The organism is Streptomyces sp. NPDC017202 (genome assembly GCF_044331705.1).
In the GTDB taxonomy this organism is placed as follows: domain Bacteria; phylum Actinomycetota; class Actinomycetes; order Streptomycetales; family Streptomycetaceae; genus Streptomyces.
The window spans coordinates 1-18,058 of the sequence record NZ_JBIRNP010000013.1 but is presented as its reverse complement, the minus strand read 5'-3'; the positions used below and the strand labels follow the sequence as shown (position 1 = coordinate 18,058).

Annotated in this window: 14 protein-coding genes and 3 pseudogenes; 11 read left to right on the top strand and 6 right to left on the bottom strand. The window is 69.1% G+C overall.

Features of this window, described 5'->3' with window-relative positions; translation table 11 throughout:
* Window positions 1-104: 104 nt before the first annotated feature.
* The 4 genes from ACH4N1_RS23735 to ACH4N1_RS23720 all read left to right on the top strand — a co-directional run bounded on the left by ACH4N1_RS23735 (window position 105) and on the right by ACH4N1_RS23720 (window position 6,801).
* Window positions 105-1,841, top strand: coding sequence for an ABC transporter ATP-binding protein (locus ACH4N1_RS23735; protein WP_398099871.1), 1,737 nt, complete (start codon window positions 105-107; stop codon window positions 1,839-1,841).
* A 330-nt stretch (window positions 1,842-2,171) separates the two neighbouring features.
* Complete coding sequence (locus ACH4N1_RS23730; RefSeq protein WP_398099869.1) at window positions 2,172-4,217, top strand: M4 family metallopeptidase; 2,046 nt, start codon at window positions 2,172-2,174, stop codon at window positions 4,215-4,217.
* Window positions 4,218-4,538: 321 nt separating this feature from the next.
* Entirely contained in the window at window positions 4,539-6,203 is a 1,665-nt protein-coding gene (locus tag ACH4N1_RS23725) for a M4 family metallopeptidase (RefSeq protein ID WP_398099867.1), read from the top strand.
* 82 nt (window positions 6,204-6,285) lie between these two features.
* Window positions 6,286-6,801, top strand: coding sequence for a DUF1990 family protein (locus ACH4N1_RS23720; RefSeq protein ID WP_398099865.1), 516 nt, complete (start codon window positions 6,286-6,288; stop codon window positions 6,799-6,801).
* Window positions 6,802-6,879: 78 nt separating this feature from the next.
* On the opposite strand, the gene ACH4N1_RS23715 is transcribed toward ACH4N1_RS23720, so the two are convergent.
* Complete coding sequence (locus ACH4N1_RS23715) at window positions 6,880-7,737, bottom strand: DUF2637 domain-containing protein (protein ID WP_398099863.1); 858 nt, start codon at window positions 7,735-7,737, stop codon at window positions 6,880-6,882.
* Window positions 7,738-8,406: 669 nt separating this feature from the next.
* Here ACH4N1_RS23715 and ACH4N1_RS23710 point away from each other — a divergent pair.
* Both ACH4N1_RS23710 and ACH4N1_RS23705 read left to right on the top strand, forming a co-directional pair.
* Window positions 8,407-8,634, top strand: a complete 228-nt coding sequence (locus ACH4N1_RS23710; RefSeq protein WP_398099862.1) for a type II toxin-antitoxin system VapB family antitoxin — start codon at window positions 8,407-8,409, stop codon at window positions 8,632-8,634.
* Complete coding sequence (locus tag ACH4N1_RS23705) at window positions 8,631-9,038, top strand: PIN domain nuclease (protein WP_398099860.1); 408 nt, start codon at window positions 8,631-8,633, stop codon at window positions 9,036-9,038. The genes ACH4N1_RS23710 and ACH4N1_RS23705 overlap by 4 nt, the downstream gene beginning before the upstream one ends.
* A gap of 129 nt (window positions 9,039-9,167) precedes the next feature.
* On the opposite strand, the gene ACH4N1_RS23700 is transcribed toward ACH4N1_RS23705, so the two are convergent.
* Together ACH4N1_RS23700 and ACH4N1_RS23695 are read right to left on the bottom strand one after the other, a co-directional pair.
* Window positions 9,168-10,766, bottom strand: coding sequence for an alpha-1,2-mannosidase (locus ACH4N1_RS23700; protein ID WP_398099859.1), 1,599 nt, complete (start codon window positions 10,764-10,766; stop codon window positions 9,168-9,170).
* 165 nt (window positions 10,767-10,931) lie between these two features.
* Entirely contained in the window at window positions 10,932-11,399 is a 468-nt protein-coding gene (locus ACH4N1_RS23695; RefSeq protein WP_398099858.1) for an ATP-binding protein, read from the bottom strand.
* Window positions 11,400-11,627: 228 nt separating this feature from the next.
* On the opposite strand from ACH4N1_RS23695, the gene ACH4N1_RS23690 reads away from it, so the two are divergent.
* The 5 genes and pseudogenes from ACH4N1_RS23690 (at window position 11,628) to ACH4N1_RS23670 (ending at window position 14,286) form a co-directional block, all read left to right on the top strand.
* Entirely contained in the window at window positions 11,628-12,482 is an 855-nt protein-coding gene (locus ACH4N1_RS23690; RefSeq protein WP_398100074.1) for a helix-turn-helix domain-containing protein, read from the top strand.
* 11 nt (window positions 12,483-12,493) lie between these two features.
* Window positions 12,494-12,685, top strand: coding sequence for a DUF397 domain-containing protein (locus tag ACH4N1_RS23685; RefSeq protein WP_398099857.1), 192 nt, complete (start codon window positions 12,494-12,496; stop codon window positions 12,683-12,685).
* Window positions 12,675-13,103 (top strand): hypothetical protein, encoded by a 429-nt coding sequence (locus ACH4N1_RS23680; protein WP_398099856.1) that lies wholly within the window; start codon window positions 12,675-12,677, stop codon window positions 13,101-13,103. The genes ACH4N1_RS23685 and ACH4N1_RS23680 overlap by 11 nt, the downstream gene beginning before the upstream one ends.
* A 98-nt stretch (window positions 13,104-13,201) precedes the next feature.
* Window positions 13,202-13,456, top strand: a complete 255-nt coding sequence (locus tag ACH4N1_RS23675; RefSeq protein WP_398099854.1) for a MafI family immunity protein — start codon at window positions 13,202-13,204, stop codon at window positions 13,454-13,456.
* Window positions 13,457-13,495: 39 nt separating this feature from the next.
* Window positions 13,496-14,286 (top strand): annotated as a pseudogene (locus ACH4N1_RS23670) (transposase).
* A gap of 22 nt (window positions 14,287-14,308) precedes the next feature.
* On the opposite strand, the pseudogene ACH4N1_RS23665 reads toward ACH4N1_RS23670, so the two are convergent.
* The 3 genes and pseudogenes from ACH4N1_RS23665 to ACH4N1_RS23655 all read right to left on the bottom strand — a co-directional run.
* A pseudogene (locus ACH4N1_RS23665) lies at window positions 14,309-15,824 on the bottom strand (ISL3 family transposase).
* Window positions 15,825-16,053: 229 nt separating this feature from the next.
* A complete protein-coding gene (locus ACH4N1_RS23660; RefSeq protein ID WP_398099853.1) occupies window positions 16,054-16,722 on the bottom strand; it encodes a hypothetical protein in 669 nt (222 codons plus the stop codon).
* Between the two features lie 336 nt (window positions 16,723-17,058).
* A pseudogene (locus ACH4N1_RS23655) lies at window positions 17,059-17,502 on the bottom strand (polymorphic toxin-type HINT domain-containing protein); the annotation flags it as partial.
* Window positions 17,503-18,058 lie beyond the last annotated feature (556 nt).

Below are 18,058 nucleotides of genomic sequence, written 5' to 3'. Positions count from 1 at the left end.
GGTCGGACGGGAAAGGGCCGGCCGGGGCAGGAGGGAAGGTTCCGGCCGGGTCGGGAGGGAAGGTTCCGGCCGGGGTCGGCGAGGGGGTGTCGGGGCGGCTTCCGGTGGCCTCGCAGGCCGAGGTGCGGCGGGCCACCGGCCGTCTGGTGCGGGCCGACGGGCGGGCCTTCGCCGCCGTCCTGACGCTCAACGTGCTGGCCGCCGCGGCCGGTCTGGCCGGGCCCTGGCTGCTCGGCAGGATCATCGACGAGGTGCGCTCCGGCGGCGGCGTCGCGGCGGTGGACCGGCTGGCTCCGGCCATCCTGGGGTGCGCGCTGGCGCAGTTGCTGCTGGCCCGCTGGGCCCGGTACGCGGGGCACCGGTTCGGGGAGCGGACGCTGGCGCGGGTGCGGGAGGGCTTCGTCGAGCGGACGCTGGCGCTGCCCGCGTCGGTCGTGGAGCGGGCCGGCACCGGCGACCTCACCACCCGCGGCACCGCCGACGTGGCGGCGGTGGGCACGACGCTGCGGGACGCCGGGCCCGAGCTGCTGGTCTGCACCGTGCAGGCGTCGTTGCTGCTGGGCGCGGTGTTCGTGATCGACCCGCTGCTGGGCGCGGTCGGGGTGCTCGGGCTGACGCCGATCTGGTGGGCGCTGCGCTGGTACCTGCGGCGGGCGCGGGCCGGGTACCTCGCCGAGGGCGCGGCCACCTCGGAGGTCGCCGACGTCCTCGCGGAGACCGCGGGCGGGGCCCGCACGGTGGAGGCGTTCCGGCTCCAGGCGCGGCGGACGGCGGCGAGCCGGGACGCGCTGGAGGTCTCGCGCCGCACGCGGTTCCACACGCTGTTCCTGCGGAGCGTGTTCTTCCCGGTGGTGGAGGTGTCGTACTCGCTGCCCGTCGCGGGGGTCCTGCTGGTGGGCGGGATGCTGCACGCGCGGGGGGCGCTGAGTCTCGGGGCGGTGGTGGCGGCGGCCCTGTACCTGCGGCAGTTCACCGGGCCGCTCGACGAGATCCTGATGCGCGTCGAGCAGCTCCAGGGCAGCGGCGCCTCGTTCGCGCGGGTGGAGGGGCTGGCACGGGCCCCGCGGTCCGGCCCGGAGGGGGGCGCGCCGGCTCCGGCGGACGACCGGATCGACGTGACGGGCGTGCGGTACGCCTACGACCGCGGCGGCGAGGTGCTGCGCGGGGTGGACCTGACGGTGCGGCCCGGGGAGCGGCTCGCGGTGGTGGGCCCGTCGGGTGCGGGCAAGACGACGCTGAGCCGGCTGCTGGCGGGCGTGGACGCGCCGACGGCGGGTTCGGTCACGGTGGGCGGGGTGCCGGTCGCGGACCTGGCTCCGGAGGCGCTGCGCCGGCAGGTCGTCCTGGTGACCCAGGAGCACCACGTCTTCCTCGGCACGGTCCGCGAGAATCTCCTGATCGCCGAACCGGCCGCGACGGAGGAGGAGTTGTGGGCGGCGCTGGCCGCGGTCGGTGCCGCCGACTGGGTGCGGGAGCTGCCCGGAGGTCTCGACGCGGAGGTGGGCGCGGACCGGCGCCGCACCGACGGTTCGCAGGCGCAGCAGCTCGCCCTGGCGCGGGTGGTGCTGGCGGACCCGCACACGCTGATCCTGGACGAGGCGACGGCCCTGCTGGACCCGGCGACCGCCCGGCACACCGAGCGCGCCCTGGCCGCCGTGCTGCGCGGGCGTACGGTCATCGCCATCGCCCACCGGCTGCACACCGCGCACGACGCGGACCGGGTCGCCGTGATGGAGAACGGCCGGCTGACCGAACTCGGCACGCACGACGAGCTGGTGCGGGCGGGCGGGGCGTACGCGGCGCTGTGGGGGACGTGGCACGGGGAGCGGCGGCACGCGTAGGACGCGGCACGCGTAGGACGCCGTACGCGTGGGACGCCGTACGGGGGGCGGCGCGCGTGGGACGCCGTGCGGCGGCAGGGGCCATGGGCGATCCGTGGTGATCTCTCCGTATATCGAACATGAACTCCCGGACAACGAACCGTTTCCAGCCAACTTCCTGACGCGCTCCTGACAGATAGCGCTGTCGGCTGCCACTCTTCCCACTGCTACTGCACAGCAACCCCACAGCTTCACCCGTTCTGCGTACGGCCCTAGTTGTGCCCGCGCGGCCTACCCGCCGTGCGGTCTCCCCCGGCCGCGTGACCCGCGGCCGCGCAGAAGGAGTCAGTGTTGAGCAGCAGTCCCTCTCGCAGACGCACATCCCCCACCCCCTCCCGCAGAGCCGCGGCCCTCGCCCTCGTCGGCGTCTCCGCGCTCATCGCCGCCGCCGTGCAGTCCGGTGCCGCGACGGCCGCCCCCGGCCAGTCGCCGCGGGCGGCCGGCCAGGCGATACCGGGCTCCGAGTCGGTCCGCCTCACCCCCGCCCAGCGCGCCGAGCTGATCCGCGACGCGAACGCCGGCAAGGCGCAGCAGGCCAAGGAACTGGGCCTCGGCGCCCAGGAGGCGCTCGTCGTCCGGGACGTCGTCAAGGACGCCGACGGCACGGTCCACACCCGCTACGAGCGCACCTACGCGGGCCTGCCGGTCCTCGGCGGCGACCTGGTCGTCGAGTCCACCCCGGCCGGCGCCACGCAGTCGGTCGTCAAGGCGACCCGCGCCGCCATCAAGCCGGCCACCACCACGGCCAAGGTGCCCGCGGCCAAGGCCGAGGCGCAGGCGCTGTCGGCGGCGAAGGCGGAGGACGCCAAGAGCCCCGACGTCAACCGCGAGCCCCGCAAGGTGATCTGGGCCGCGAACGGCACGCCGACCCTGGCCTACGAGACGGTCGTGGGCGGCTTCCAGCACGACGGCACCCCGCAGGAACTGCACGTCGTCACGGACGCCACCACGGGCGCCAAGCTGTACGAGTGGGAGGCCATCGAGACCGGCACCGGCAACACGGTGTACAGCGGTCAGGTCACCATCGGCAGCACGCAGTCCGGGTCGACGTACAACCTGACCGACGGCGCCCGCGGCGGCCACAAGACGTACAACCTCAACCGCGGCACCTCCGGCACCGGCACGCTCTTCTCCGGCCCCGACGACGTCTGGGGCAACGGCAGCGCGTCGAACCTGGAGTCGGCCGGCGCCGACGCCGCCTACGGCGCCCAGCTGACCTGGGACTACTACAAGAACGTGCACGGGCGTTCCGGCATCCGCGGCGACGGGGTCGGGGCGTACTCCCGCGTCCACTACGGCAACAACTACGTGAACGCGTTCTGGTCGGACAGCTGCTTCTGCATGACGTACGGCGACGGCTCCGGCAACGCCAACCCGCTGACGGCGATCGACGTGGCCGCGCACGAGATGACCCACGGGCTCACCTCCAACACGGCCGGCCTCAACTACAGCGGCGAGTCCGGCGGGCTGAACGAGGCGACCTCGGACATCTTCGGCTCGACCGTCGAGTTCTACGCGGCGAACTCCTCCGACGTCGGTGACTACCTCATCGGCGAGGAGATCAACATCAACGGCGACGGCACGCCGCTGCGTTACATGGACAAGCCGAGCAAGGACGGCTCGTCGAAGGACAGCTGGTACTCCGGCATCGGCTCGATCGACGTCCACTACTCCTCGGGCCCGGCGAACCACTTCTTCTACCTGCTGAGCGAGGGCAGCGGCGCGAAGACGATCAACGGGGTCAGCTACAACTCGCCCACCTCGGACGGGCTGCCGGTCACCGGCATCGGCCGGGCGAAGGCGGAGAAGATCTGGTTCCGCGCGCTGACCACGAAGTTCACCTCGACCACCAACTACGCGGGCGCCCGCACCGGCACCCTCGCGGCGGCCGGTGAGCTGTACGGCACGACGAGCGCCGAGTACACGGCGGTGCAGAACGCGTGGGCGGGCATCGCGGTCGGCTCGCGGCCCGGTGGCGGCGGTGGCGGCACCTCCTTCGAGTCCACCACCGACGTATCGATTCCGGACAACGGCGCGGCGGTCACCTCGCCGATCACCGTCTCCGGCCGGACGGGCAACGCGCCGTCCAACCTCGCGGTGGCGGTCGACATCGTCCACACCTACATCGGTGACCTCCAGGTGCAGCTGCTCGCCCCCGACGGCACGGCGTACACGCTGAAGGCGTACGGCACCGGCGGCAGCGCGGACAACATCAACACCACCTACACGGTGAACGCGTCCTCCGAAGTCGCGAACGGTGTCTGGACGTTGCGCGTCCAGGACAACGCGGCCGCGGACACGGGCTACATCAACGGCTGGTCGCTGACCTTCCCGTAGGTCTCCGCCGCACCGTGACAGGGGGCCGCACGCCGGCCCACCCCCCACCCGCAGGACGCCGCTCCGGAGCTTCGGCTCCCGGGGCGGCGTCCTCTTTTTGCCATCCGATTGCCCGCCTCCTGTTGGCCTTTGACCCAGCTCACGCCTGTTTACAGAACGGCAATGTTCATCGGTTGGTCGATTTTCGGCCAACATCACTTCAGGGTCATGACATGTACGCGACTTGGATGCCAATCTTCCTGTCACCCGCCGCACAACTTCACAGCCGTCACGGCCGGCCACCCCACGCCGTCCGGGCACCCCCACACCCAAGGAGCTTGTGTGTCCTCCCTCTACGCGCGTCGCAAGCGCACCACCCTGGCCATCGCCACCGCTGTCGCGGCCGGGGCCCTCCTCACCACCGGACTCACCACCGGCAGCGCCGTCGCCCAGACCTCCGCGGACGTGACGGCCGCCAAGCCCCTCGCCGTCCCCACCGCGCTGGCCCCGGCCGCCCGCACCGCCCTCATCCAGGACAAGCAGGCCGACGCGGCCTCCACCGCGCAGGAGATAGGCCTCGGCGCCCAGGAGAAGCTCGTCGTCAGAGACGTCGTCAAGGACGCCGACGGCACGGTCCACACCCGCTACGAGCGCACCTACGCGGGCCTGCCGGTCCTCGGCGGCGACCTGGTCGTCCACGAGTCGGCGGCCGGCGCGAACAAGGGCGTCACCAAGGCGACGACGGCCACCATCAAGGTCGCCTCGACCACCCCGGCCGTGGGCGCCGCCAAGGCCGAGAGCCAGGCGCTGTCGCTGGCGAAGGCGGCGGGCTCCGAGGACACCGAGGCCTCGCAGGCGCCCCGCAAGGTGATCTGGGCGGGCAACGGCAGCAAGCCGGTCCTGGCCTACGAGACCGTCGTCGGCGGCTTCCAGGACGACGGCACCCCCAACGAGCTGCACGTCATCACCGACGCGGCGACCGGGGCGAAGCTGTACGAGTACCAGGGCGTCGAGACCGGCACCGGCAAGAGCCTCTACTCCGGCACGGTCACCCTCGGCACGACGCTGTCCGGCTCGACGTACCAGCTGTACGACACCTCGCGCGGCGGCCACAAGACGTACAACAAGGCGCGCAGCACCACCAGTTCCGCGGGCACGCTGTTCACCGACGCGGACGACACCTGGGGCACCGGCGCGGCCTCCAGCTCCTCCACGGACCAGACGGCCGCCGTCGACGCGGCCTACGGCGCCCAGACCACCTGGGACTTCTACAAGAACACCTTCGGCCGCAACGGCATCAAGAACAACGGCGTCGCCGCCTACTCCCGCGTCCACTACGGCAACGCGTACGTCAACGCGTTCTGGGACGACAGCTGCTTCTGCATGACGTACGGCGACGGCTCCGGCAACACCAAGCCGCTCACCTCGCTGGACGTGGCCGGCCACGAGATGAGCCACGGCGTCACCTCCAACACCGCGGGCCTGAACTACTCGGGCGAGTCCGGCGGCCTGAACGAGGCGACCTCCGACATCTTCGGCACGGCGGTCGAGTTCTACGCGGCGAACTCCTCCGACGTCGGTGACTACCTCATCGGCGAGAAGATCAACATCAACGGCAACGGCACCCCGCTGCGCTACATGGACCAGCCGAGCAAGGACGGCGCCTCGGCCAACTACTGGTCGTCGACGCTGAAGAACCTGGACGTGCACTACTCGTCCGGCCCGGCCAACCACTTCTTCTACCTCCTCTCCGAGGGCAGCGGGTCGAAGACGATCAACGGGGTCAGCTACAACTCCCCCACCTACAACGGCTCCACGGTCACCGGCATCGGCCGCGCCAAGGCCGCCCAGATCTGGTATAAGGCGCTCACCACGTACATGACGTCGACCACGAACTACGCGGGCGCCCGTACGGCGACCCTGAGCGCGGCGTCGGCCCTGTACGGCTCCACCAGCGCGGAGTACAAGGCGGTCGCGGCCGCCTGGACGGCGGTCAACGTCGCCTGACGCGAGTCACCGGTGTGAGTGAATGAGACGGGGCGGCACCCGGGAGGAGGACTCCCCGGGTGCCGCCCTACTCTTGGGTCCCATGTCAGTTGGGGACTTCACGTACGAGGACGTCGGCGCCACCCGCGAGCCCGGCTTCTGCCCGCCCGGCTTCCACGCCCTGCACGTGCGCACGCGCCTCGGGGAGGGCGAGGAGGTCTTCCGCCGCGCCGCCGAGGCCGTCCTCACCTGGGAGATGCACCGCGCCCTCGGCGTCGGCGTCGAGACGAGCGCCGACCGCGCGGCCCGGGGCGTGGACGTCACGGTGACCCTGGCGGGCGTCGTCAAGGCCCCCTGCCGCGTCGTCTGGACGGTCGAGGAACGCCGCCGCGCCGGCTGGGCCTACGGCACCCTGCCCGGTCACCCGGAGTCCGGCGAGGAGTCCTTCGTCGTCGACCGCACGGGCGACGGCACGGTCTGGCTGACGGTCGCGGCCTTCAGCCGCCCTGCGAAGTGGTACGCCCGCGCGGGCGGCCCGGCGACCCGCCAACTGCAGCAGGCCTACGCCCGCAGGTGCGGAGCGGTACTGCGCCGCCTGTCGGGCGGCGAGGACGCCTGACGGCGGCCTCCCGTCCGCCCGCCGCCCCGCCCCCACCGGTCCCGTAGCGCGGCAGCCGGCCGGGCGGACGGCGGTTCCTCACGTCCCGGTACTCCGCTGCGCGTGCGCCCCCTGCCGGGTGGCCCCCTGCCTGGAGGAGACCTGGCCGATGAGTTCCCAGAAGCACACCAGCGCGGTGACGGGCGGCATTCCGAACATCACGAACGCCATGAGCGAGCGGGAGGAGTGACCGACGCACAGGGCCACGGCCACCGCCGAGGCCGTGAGGAGGACGCTCCACGAACGGTGCGCGCGCCGGTGCTGCACGGTGGCCCGCAGGATCGACAGGGCCGCCACGAACCACGGCCCGTACACCGCGAGCGGCCACCACTGCGCCACCGCGTCGGGCAGCATGCCCTCGGCGATCACGCGGAGCTGCCCGTAGGTGTAGGAGACCGACCAGCCCAGCAGGCATGCCGCGCACACGAAGATCGCGGCGATCAGGACCGTGGCGTGGGTGACGCGTCGACCGGCCGGGAGGTCCGGCTCCTGACGCGTCCGCCGCCGGTCGCCCCTGTGGTGGGGCCGGTCCAGGGGCAGGGGCGGGAGCTCGGGAGGGGGCTGCTGGGCCTGCGCCGGCGCCAGCATCGCGGCCAGCTCCTCGTCCGGGTCCCAGCCGTCCAGTACGGCGGTGTGCGGTGCGCCCTCCCAGGCGGTGGCGTGCGGTGCGCCGTCCCAGGCGGCGGGGTGCGGCACGCCGTCCCACACGGTGGCGTGCGACGAGCTGTCCCAGACGGTGGCGTGCGGTGCGCCGTCCCGGGCGGCGGGGTGGGGTGCGCTGTCCCAGGACTGCTGGACCGGGAAGGGAATGCTGTCGTACGGCCCCCTCGGCTCGTCCCCCGCCCTCGGGACATAAGGCTGGTTGTAGAAATGGCCGTTATTACTGGACCTGTCCATCTGAAATTTCTCCGTGCCCTCTTTCAGGACGTCATGTCGAGTGCACGAGACCGCGACGGAAGGTACATCGCGGAAGCTTCCCCTCCGTAAATCCTCCGAGTCGCCCTCAGATATTCCCTCTCGATACCGTCGATGGCGTCATGGAAGTCGTCCAGCAGGTCCGAGAAGGTACGGAGCTGCACTCCGGCGCCGGTGAAAACACGGCCGCCGATCGTCAGAGACAGGATCGCCTCTCCACTTTTTTCTTGCTCTGTCACTCCCACATAACGAGCGCCGCGCGAGAGGTGATGTGCTGCATTCGGGGGGAACAGGTCGCCCGAACGGGGCACCCGGAGTCGGAATAAAAACTTGCCCGACAAAAGCATGAAGCAACGGATCGGGGCCGCGGAAGCGCGACGCCCGCCCGGCGACCGAAGGGTCGCACCCCTTCCCGGAATACGCCGACGCCACCCGCCACGGCCTTCGGCCGCCCGGCCGAGCGGTACACCCGCGCGGGCGGCCCGATGATCCGGCAGTCGCGGCAGGCATACGCGCGCAGGTGCGGGACGGCGCTGCGGGGACCGGCAACGGCCGGACCGAAGGAGTGGCCGGGACGGGCGTCCAGCGACCCACCCGTATACATTCGATCAGATACATTGATACACATCTGCGTATACATGGAGGAGAGTCATGAGCCGTACGGTGATCGACCTCGACGACGAAGCGCTGGAAGCGGCCGCCAAGGAACTGGGGACCACGACCAAGCGCGACACGATCAACACGGCCCTGCGCGAAGTAGTGGCACGCAACCGTCGCCTGCGCGCCCTCCATGACCTGCAGGATCTGGCGGCGGACGGCGGCCTCGACGCCGAAGCACTTCTGGACAAGCGCACGTACCGTGGTGGTGCCGCCCGTTGAGCGTGGCCGACTACCTCATCGACACCTCGGCCCTCGCCCGCGTGCTGCTGCGCCAGGCGACCGAGGACTGGGAGCGTCGCATCGGTGCCGGACTGATCGCCCTGTGCGACATCACCGAGCTGGAGGTGCAGTACTCGGCACGCTCCACGAACGACCGCGAGATCATCGCCGCGCGACTGAACGAGCTGACCTGGTGCCCGATGCCCGACGGGGTCTTCCGGCGCGCTCGCGTCGTCCAGGAGCAGCTCACCTCCAAGGGCGAACACCGCAGCGCGGGACCGGTCGACCTGCTGATCGCGGCCGTCGCGGAGGAGGCGGGACTGACACTGCTCCACTACGACCGCGACTTCGAGACGATCGCCCGCACGACCGGACAGCCCGTCCGGATGATCGACCTCAAGTAGCGGCGGAGGCGGACGGAGCCGCCTCGAGCCCACGACACCTGGGGCGGCTCGGCGAAGGGCGCGGGGACGTGCGGACGGCCGTCCCGCACGCCGCCCCCGACCCGCCCGTCACGACGGGCCGCCGTGGCGTCAGGAACTCTTCAGGTACGCCGCCAGCTTGCCGATGAGCCGGGCGGCGTCGTCCAGGCCGCGGGCCGTCTCGCCCAGGTCGCCGGCGAGCAGCTTCTGCAGGGCCTGCCCCGCTTCCTTCCCCTCCTCCTGGCCGGGGGTGTCGGACCAGGGGCCGGGGACGCTCGTGCCCCGGTATCCGACGGGGTCGCCCCCGCGCGGCGCCCGGTAGCCGGTGAAGTCGGCGGCACCGTGCGTCGGCCCGGTGGCCGGGGTTTCGCCCGCGAGGAACTGGACCCGGGAGAGCTGGGTCTGGTCGGAGCCGTGGTTGCAGGTGATGTTCAGGCGGTAGCGGGCGTAGGAGGCGGGTGAGGCGACGGAGTACTCCTTCGTCTCGTGGCGCTGGCGGAACCGCTCTCCGGTGCGGGAGTCCACGGTCGTCCAGTGGCCGCCGTCGTGCGATCCCTGGAGCTCCCAGTCCTGCGGGTCCCGCTCGGGTGCGTCGTTCGCCGAGGTCAGCCGGTACGCGGCGACGGCGGAGGGGCGTTCGAGGGTGAAGTCCAGCTCGGCGGTCTCGTCGTTGGCCAGCCACTTGCTCCAGGACTTGGTGAGCAGGTTGTCCGCGACCTCGCCCACCAGGTCGAACTCGTCGCTCGCCTCGACGTCGACGACCGTACGGGTGATGTCCCGCAGCTCACCGACGGGTTCCGCCGCGACGCACTTGTGGGCGGAGCTGAGAACGACCGAGGCGGTGGTGCCCCGCCGGTCGGTCCAGGACACGCGCTCCACGGCCGCCCCGCCGTCGTCGAGCAGCAGCCGCAGCTCGCCGGAGGGGGACCAGGCGCCGTCGTGCCCCTCCTCGGTGGAGAACCGGTGCAGCGGGGCTCCGGCCGTGCCCTCGGGGTAGGCCCGGCGGTCGGCGAGGGTGCCGCGGTACTCGACGACCGCGCCGTCGGCGGTCGTCCGGTACCCCTGGAAACCGGACAGGTCCGCGCGCAGCCCGATCGCCGCCTCCGAGCCGTCCGCCCCGCGCCAGGCGAGGTGCGCGGGCACGGCCCGCTCGCCGCCGTGGCCGCTGTGGATGCTGTCGATGTGGAAGAGAAGCCGGGGGCCGGTCTGCCAGGCGGTGGAGCCGGGGGCACGGACCTCGGTGGTGAAGGCGACGACGGACCGCCCGGCCGTCCGGACCGCCCTGGCGCGCTCCGACCGCTCCCGGTCGTGCGCGGGATCCACGGTCACGGCCCGCAGCCGCAGCAGCCCTTGCGCGCCCTCGGGGTTGCGTATCTCGAGCAGGTTGTCGCCCGCGGCCAGGAGCTCCCCCGGCACACTGAGGACGGTGACCTGCGGGTCGCCGTGCCCTCCGTCCCCCGGTACGGCCAACTCTTCGGCGAGGGCCTTGCCGTTGAGCAGGACGTCCATCGGAGCACCCGCACCGACGACGGTCACCACGACGACGGCCTCGGCGATCTCCTCCCGCTCCCCGACGGTGAAGTCCAGCCTGATGTATCCGCCGGCGCCCAGCGCGAGGTGCGAGGGGGCGATCCCGCAACGGTGGTGGGCGACCACGGCGTTCGACAGCTGTGCCGGGTCGGTGGAGAAGTCGGCGAATACGGGTTCCATGGGTGTCCCTACGTCGTCCGGGGCATGCCGGTCGTACCGGCCACGAGGTGCGCGGCGCGGCTGCGCGAGCCGCGACGCACGCAGAACGTATCGGGGCCCACTGACAACGGGACGCTCAAGTCACTTCACTTGCAGGGCAGTTGCTTTTCCCGTCACCGAAGACGTTCAGCCTTCGAGACCGTCGCCGCGCCCTCCCCCGACCTCGAACCACAACAACTTCCCCCCGCCCCGCCCGAGCCGGCCGCCCTCCAGCGGCCACCCGCCCCACCAGTCCGCGTACTCCTGCACGAGGTACAGCCCGCGCCCGCCCTCCCGGTCAACGTCGGCGGGCGGCACCCGGTCCCCGGGCGGTTTGGCGAAGGGCGCGGGGATGTACGGGTGGCTGTCCCACACGCCGACCCTGATCCGCCCGTCACTGAGGGCGGTCATCCGCAGGGAGGCGGGCCCCCTGGTGTGCAGGTAGGCGTTGGTGGCCAGCTCGGAGGCCAACAGCTCGACGGCTTCGAGCACTTCCTCCCTCCCGTGCCCGCGCAGCACAGCCCGCACGGTCATACGTGCGACCCGTGCGGCGCGGGGGTCGTGCGGCAGCCGAAGGGCGTACACCCAGGTGTCGGGCGGGGCTACGGTGACCACGAGAACTCCTCCGAGGAAAAGGGGAATCGGACTACTCGCTCACGGTCCACGCCGGGCGGTGGCAGTGCCTGGTGGGTGCGCTTCCGGCTTATGGGCGAGGGCTGTTGAGCGGGCACAAGACCACCGTAGGACAGGTGGTTAGATAGATCTAACGAACTGAACAGTAAGCCTCTAACCTTCACTCGTGTGAGGGATGAAGCGCCGTCCTGCGGCCAGGAAGGGGACTCCGTGCCGCCCACCAACAGCCCCACGCTCCGTCAGCGGAGGCTGGGTGCGGAACTGCGCAAACTCCGTGAGCACACCGGGCTCTCGACCACAGGTGCCGCCCAGCTCCTCGGCGTCAACCAAGCGCGCATCAGCATGATCGAGACAGGGCGCACGCCGGTGAGCGCCGACCGGGTCCGCTCGATGGCCCACAGCTACGACTGCTCCGACGAGCGGCTGATCGACGCCCTTGCCGCCATGACGGGCCGTCGCACCCGCGGCTGGTGGGAGGAGTACCGCGACCACGTGCCGGTCGCACTCGTCGACCTGGCCGAACTGGAGCACCACGCCACCGCACTCCGCGTGGCCCTCCTCTTCCACATCCCGGCGCTGCTCCAGACCACCGACCACGCCCGAGCCCTTTTCCAAGCCGTGGTCCCACCCATGCGGCAGTACGAGATCGAACACCGCCTCACCCACCGCATGAAGCGTCAGGGTGTCCTGCACAGGGACAACCCGGCCCCGTACACAGCTGTCATCCATGAGGCGGCCTTGCGCATGGGCTTCGGCGGCCCCGTCGTCACTCGCGGGCAGCTGAAGCACCTGATCGACATGAGCGAACTGCCCCACGTCACGATCAGAGTGATCCCCTTCGAGACGAACGATTTCCCCACGACCGGCCAGTCCTTCGACTACGCGGAGGGCCCGGTCCCCCAACTCGACACCGTCCAGCTGGACTCACACCACGGCGCCTGCGAGTTCCTCGACGCGGCAGCGCAGTTGGACAAGTATCGAGCCGTGCTCGACCGCATGGAGTCCTGCGCCCTGACAGCCACCGAGTCACGCGATTTCATCCACCACCGCATCCAGTCCCTGTGAAAGGAACAGCCGTGCAGGACCTCAACTGGCAGAAGTCCTCCTTCAGCGGAGACGGCTCGAACTGCGTTAACGTCGCCGCCTCCCCCACCGGAACCGTCCACCTCCGCGAGAGCGACGCCCCGGACACCGTCCTCACCACGACGTCACCCGGCCTGCGCGCCCTGATATCCGGCCTCAAGGAACGGCAACGAAATGACGCGTGACGCCGAAGACGCCGTAGCCAAAGTCCTCGGGCCCGCAGGACCTGCGTCGTCGCCGGTCGCAGACTGGTTCACGTTGGAGCGCGAGCTGGGGGTGCCCCTTCCCGGCGACTACAAGAAGATCGTGACCGGGTATGCGCCGGCCCAGGTGAACGTGCATCTCTTTCTGCGCCGGCCCTCCGCGGAGCGGTGGAACCTCGGGCAATGGATGAAGGAGACGACCGCCGCCTTCACGCGCAGCGACCTGAAGTCCGCCAAGTGTCCCGGCTTCCCCGAGGGCCCACTGTTCAGCGGACCCGCCGGCCTGATTGATGGCGAGGTAGGCACTTGCCATGTGTCTCGCGAAGTGAAATCTCCTGACTCAGCTATTGCAGCCCGGTCGACTACGAACGGCAGCACGCCGGCAGCATCGATAATCTAAAGGCTGTCCCGTAACTGATCAGGTGAGTCGACAGCCCTTCGCTGAACAGCAAGGATGTGGGGTCATCGATCCGCTCGTCCATGGAGTGGAGACAGCCCGTGAGCCTGTCGTGTCGAGCGCGGGTGGCGGCGCTGCTTGAGGACTCGCCGCTCGCCTCAGAGGCGGTCATCACGGATGTGCGCCATCTGCTGTCACACGGTGAGGAGGCGTTGGCGTTCGACACCATGTGCTCGTGGATCTACGAGGATGCTCTCCCCATCACCCGGCAGTACTACGCGACCCTGGTAGCTATGGCTGATGAGATGGACACGCCGGGTTCTGTCCGGGGCCTTGACGAGCTACTGATGGACTGAACTCCGTCACGAGCGACTTGACGAGGGATCATTCTTGCCGTGGCTGGTGTGATTACGGCGTCGGAGCCGTCTTGGATAGCCTCGTTCGCCGGGCTGAGCCCGCGACAGTTCAGAAAGTTGATCACCGCGTTGCGGCGCGAGGGCGCGGATCCCGTCCGTAAGGGCCGGCCGTGGAGGCTGCCGCTGGAGGATCGGGTCCTGCTGGTGGTTGCGTACTGGCGAACCAACCTGACGTTGCGGCAGCTAGCCCGCTGTTCGGGGTGTCCAAGTCGGCAGCTGACCGCATCATCGTCCACCTCGGTCCGTTGCTCGCGTTCCAGCAGCGCAGGCGGTTCCGCAAGGACGCCGTGCTGATCGTGGATGGCACCCTGGTCCCCACCCGCGATCACACCGTCGCCGAGCAGTCGAAGAACTACCGGTACTCGACCAACCACCAGGTCATCATCGACGCCGAGACTCAACTCGTCGTCGCAGTCGGCCGGCCGCTGCCCGGCAACCGCAACGACTGCAAGGCGTGGGAACTGTCCGGCGCCAAGGGTGCCGTCGGGAAGACCACGGTGATCGCGGACGGCGGTTACCGGGGCACCGGCCTACTCATCCCGCACCGCCGCGAGAAGGGCCAGACCGAACTCCCCGACTGGAAAGAGGAACACAACGCTTCCCATCGCAAGATCCGGGCACGCGTCGAGCATGCCTTCGCCCGCATGAAGACCTGGAAGATCCTGCGCGACTGCCGCCTCAAGGGCGACGGCGTCCACCACGCCATGCTCGGAATTGTTCGACTGCACAACCTGATCCGGGACTGTAAATCGTTCGGGTCTGTTCCGTAGTCGGTGGTGACGGAGGGTGTCGTCAGCCCAGGAGGATGCGGTGGCGGAGGAGAGGGAAGCTCGCGCGGCCGTACATCTGGCGCTTGATCAGCTTGGTTTTGTTGTTGACGCCTTCGGTGCCGCCGTTGTGGTGCGGCAGGGTGAGGGCGGCGTCGACTGCGGCGCGGTCCTTCTCGAGGCCCCGGGTGAAGGCATGCAGGTGGGGCAGGTCCTCGGCCTGGACCGAGGTGATCCAGGTGCTCAGCAGGGTGGCATTGCCATCGGCGGGATCCAACAGCACGGCGAAGTGGTGGATGAGGTCGGCCAGAGCGGTCATCTCGTGGCAGGCGGTGCGGGCGGCCTCGATGCGTTCCCGCTGGTGGTCCTTGAGGCGGTCGGGTCGGGTGAGCAGGTAGCGGGCGAGGCGCCGGGGCGAGAGTGCGGGCCGGTCGGCCTCGACTCGGCCCTGGTTGATGTAGCGGACGAGCAGGTTCGAGCTGCCGGTGTAGCCCAGTTCCCTGATCTCCTGGAGGAGATGGGTGACGGGGACGGCCGGGTTCTCCAGCCGGCGTCGGCGCAGGTGATCGCGGTAGGGATCCACGAGGGTGGGCCGGTACTTGGGGGGCGCGGATGAGGCGCTCGGGCTCGGCGACGCGGTCGTAGCGCTTGACGGTGTTGAGAGCCAGGTTCAGGCGGCGCGCGCACTCCAGAAGTCCGACTCCGCGCTCGCGCAGGGCGTGGACCTGCTGCCGGCGCTCGCGGGTGGTGGCGGCCTGTCTCCCCTCGGCCGGGGGCGGGCCCGCTTTCGCCCAGCAGGTGCTGTGCGCGGCGACCTCCTTGCGGACGGCCTCGGCGAGGTTGTGCCACAGGTGCCGGCGGTCGCTGATCTGGACCGCGTCGGGCAGGGCTCGGCGGACCGCCTCGGCATAGGTGGCCGATCCGTCCCGGCACACGGCCTCGATGCCCGGATGCCCGCGCAGCCAGGCTTCCAGAGTGGCGGCTTCGCGGCCGGGCAGTACCTCGATTCGCTCACCGGTCTCGGCGTTGATGATGATCGTGGCGTAGCTGTGCCGGCGCCGCAGTGCGAAGTCGTCGACCCCGATCACCCGCGGGATCCGCACCTCCGGCACGGGCACCCGCCGCAGCAGCCGCAGCAGCCGCAGGGCGGAGGCGTACGACACGGGCACGGCCAGAGATCGGGCGAGTCTGGCGGACGCCCGGCCGCATAACTCCTTGACCAGCTCGGAGAGCTGGCCGGTCAGACGTGTGGTGCGGCGCTGATGGCGCTCCAGGAGCCCGGGGACCTGCTCTCGGAAGGTCTGCCGCCTGCAGCCCAGGGCCGGACAGACCAGCCGTCGTATCCTCACCCGGACCACGACCTGCCGGCCGTCGACCGGCACATCCCGCACCGTCCGGCCGTGATACCCGTGGACCCTCCCCGTCACCACGCCGCACACCGGACAGGGAACGGGAACATCCCGGGTCCGAGCCGAAACCCGGACTACCTCCCCACCGTCCGCCACATCCTCGATGACCAACGCCGACAACCCCGAAAACACCGTTCCCACAAGCGTGTTCGCATCATGCACGCTCAATGATCACAGGCGAGCACTCACCGTCACCACCGACTACGGAACAGACCCGCTCGTTTGACAGACCCACGAACCGCTGCCTTGCGCAGCCCCCGTCCGCTGACGTTGCCGTCAACTACTGCCGTCAGAAGCCACTGGAGCCCCATCAGCGACAGCTGATGGGGCTCCCGTTTCGCTACCGCGAACGCACATGATGTCAAGAACTGCCCGGCTGTGCGCCGCACAGCTCACGTTCAGCGCGTGAGACCAACTCGCCGAAAGACAGCCGCCGTCCCGCTACATCGGAAATCAGCCGCTCACGCTGCGCAGTGTTCATGCGGCGACCCACAACTCGTTCCGCTTGGCGAAAAGCGGATGACTGCCTCTCGCCAACGCGTTCCTCCCACGGGATATCGGCCAGCAAGGAGTCGACCGGATCGTGCAGAAGCTTCTTCCAACTACGTTCGATCAGGGCCCGCTCTGCGGGAAAGTGAGCTGAGAGCTCGCTAAAGAAATCCGAGCCGCGCGAACGCAGAGCCTGAAGAAACTCGGACTCATTAGCAATGGCCCTTCTAGTCTCTCCGTCCCCAGAGACAGTTATCTGTAGCACCCCCTTAGATGCTCGATCAAATTCAATCTGGATGGGCTGGTCCGGGAATCTGAAGGAGCCTGCCCCCGTCGCCCGTAGCGTCGAAACAGAATCTGCCAGATAGGCCCACAAGGGGTACAGGTAGTCCCAGAGTCGAGTATCGACCAGAACACAGTCGCCAATAGTAATCTCGACCGCGCCTTCAATCAGGTCAATCTCTGTCGAGGTATCCTGCACCGACTCAAATCGAATGAACTCGTGGGGGCGGATCATCGCGTAGCTCTCGACAACGATCATCGGTCATCAGTGCGGGTAGAACTGGCCAATTCTGCCATTGCTAATTCCCATCGTGTAGGTCACCCCTCCGTAAACGCCTTCCACCTGATAGCTGTCGCTGACTCCTCGACTCGAAATGAGTCCACGATTCTGTTGAGTAACGCTGCTAATCGCATCCTCGACGTCTTGGATCGACATGTTCTTCCTGAAGTTCGTCTGCGTCGCCTTGTCCGGCCCCTTGCGGTACGAAGGGTGGTGACGCTCCAGTATGTGCTGCATCCGCTCTTTGGTCAGGCGCAGATGCTGGTCACCCATCTGGAAGTAGCGCGTTTGCCAGCCCTTTAGGGCGTCACCCACACCGCAGTTGCTGTTGTGAACGAGTACCGGCGTGGTCCCGGCCAGCACATAGTACGTGTGGAGGTCGTCGACGGTGAGGTTGTAAGTGCGAGCATGCCTAGCGAAGGGGCGATTGTCAGTCACGACAACCGTGTCACCGTCGTCGGTGAGCAGGGTCATGCCTGATGTGAGAGCCCCAGCCTTCATCCACTTGCGCTCGGACGGCGACCAGAAGGGGTGTTCGTGGGTCGCCGTGAGATGTTCAATTCCATCTGCGGTAGCGATGGAGAGTTCGCTGAAGTTCTTGTCGTCATCTGTGACGATCAGGCGGGTCACGGTACGCGGCCCAGTCTTGCCGGTTTCGGGGTCGGTCGCCAGAACCTTGTCGCCGACCTCAACGTTCTCGATGCGCTTCGTAGTTCCGTCGCCCATGAGAACGTCGGTACCTGCTGGGAAGCACTTACAGAGGCGCGCGAGTCCTTTGACGCCCGCGATACCCTTACCGCCGCCGACTAGGGCGCCAACGAAGCTTTCAATTAGCTTTCCGCGATCATACGCCTCAGCGTCTTCCACGCATTCATTCAAGTTATCGATGCAGTAGTTAGCCGCTATACGTTTGGCTTCTTCCAGGTCGTCACTACGCAGGAGGAAGCGAAGCGCCTTGGCGCAGGCAAGCCGGCCAAAGCAAGCCTGGCTCGGTCCACTATCCTGCATGAAAGGCGTGTTCCAGTAGTCGCCGTCCGGACAGAGATTACTGTTCGGGCTGCAATTGGAAAAACCTCTCATCAGGTCATCGATATCATTGCCGGTCGGAGAATGATCAGATACCCAGGTGCTATCCGAAGAAGCAGTGCCGCAGCTAGTGCAGGGTGCACCCGGCTTGGAATAGTCAACCGCCTCCATCGGGCGCCCGTTGCCAGCAGTTCGGGAGTGTTCAATGATCGGCGGATCCGATGATCAAGGAGACGCCTGATGAGCGACACCACCATCGAGCAGATAGCGGGCGCGGATGTCGAGCCGG

Excerpts from the sequence above, each read along its gene's own strand:
- ACH4N1_RS23720 (WP_398099865.1), top strand. The coding sequence starts at position 6,286 with ATGTCAGTTGGGGACTTCACGTACGAGGACGTCGGCGCCACCCGCGAG.
- ACH4N1_RS23715 (WP_398099863.1), bottom strand. The coding sequence starts at position 7,737 with ATGGACAGGTCCAGTAATAACGGCCATTTCTACAACCAGCCTTATGTC.
- ACH4N1_RS23660 (WP_398099853.1), bottom strand. The coding sequence starts at position 16,722 with ATGATCGTTGTCGAGAGCTACGCGATGATCCGCCCCCACGAGTTCATT.
- ACH4N1_RS23700 (WP_398099859.1), bottom strand. The coding sequence starts at position 10,766 with ATGGAACCCGTATTCGCCGACTTCTCCACCGACCCGGCACAGCTGTCG.
- ACH4N1_RS23710 (WP_398099862.1), top strand. The coding sequence starts at position 8,407 with ATGAGCCGTACGGTGATCGACCTCGACGACGAAGCGCTGGAAGCGGCC.
- ACH4N1_RS23680 (WP_398099856.1), top strand. The coding sequence starts at position 12,675 with ATGACGCGTGACGCCGAAGACGCCGTAGCCAAAGTCCTCGGGCCCGCA.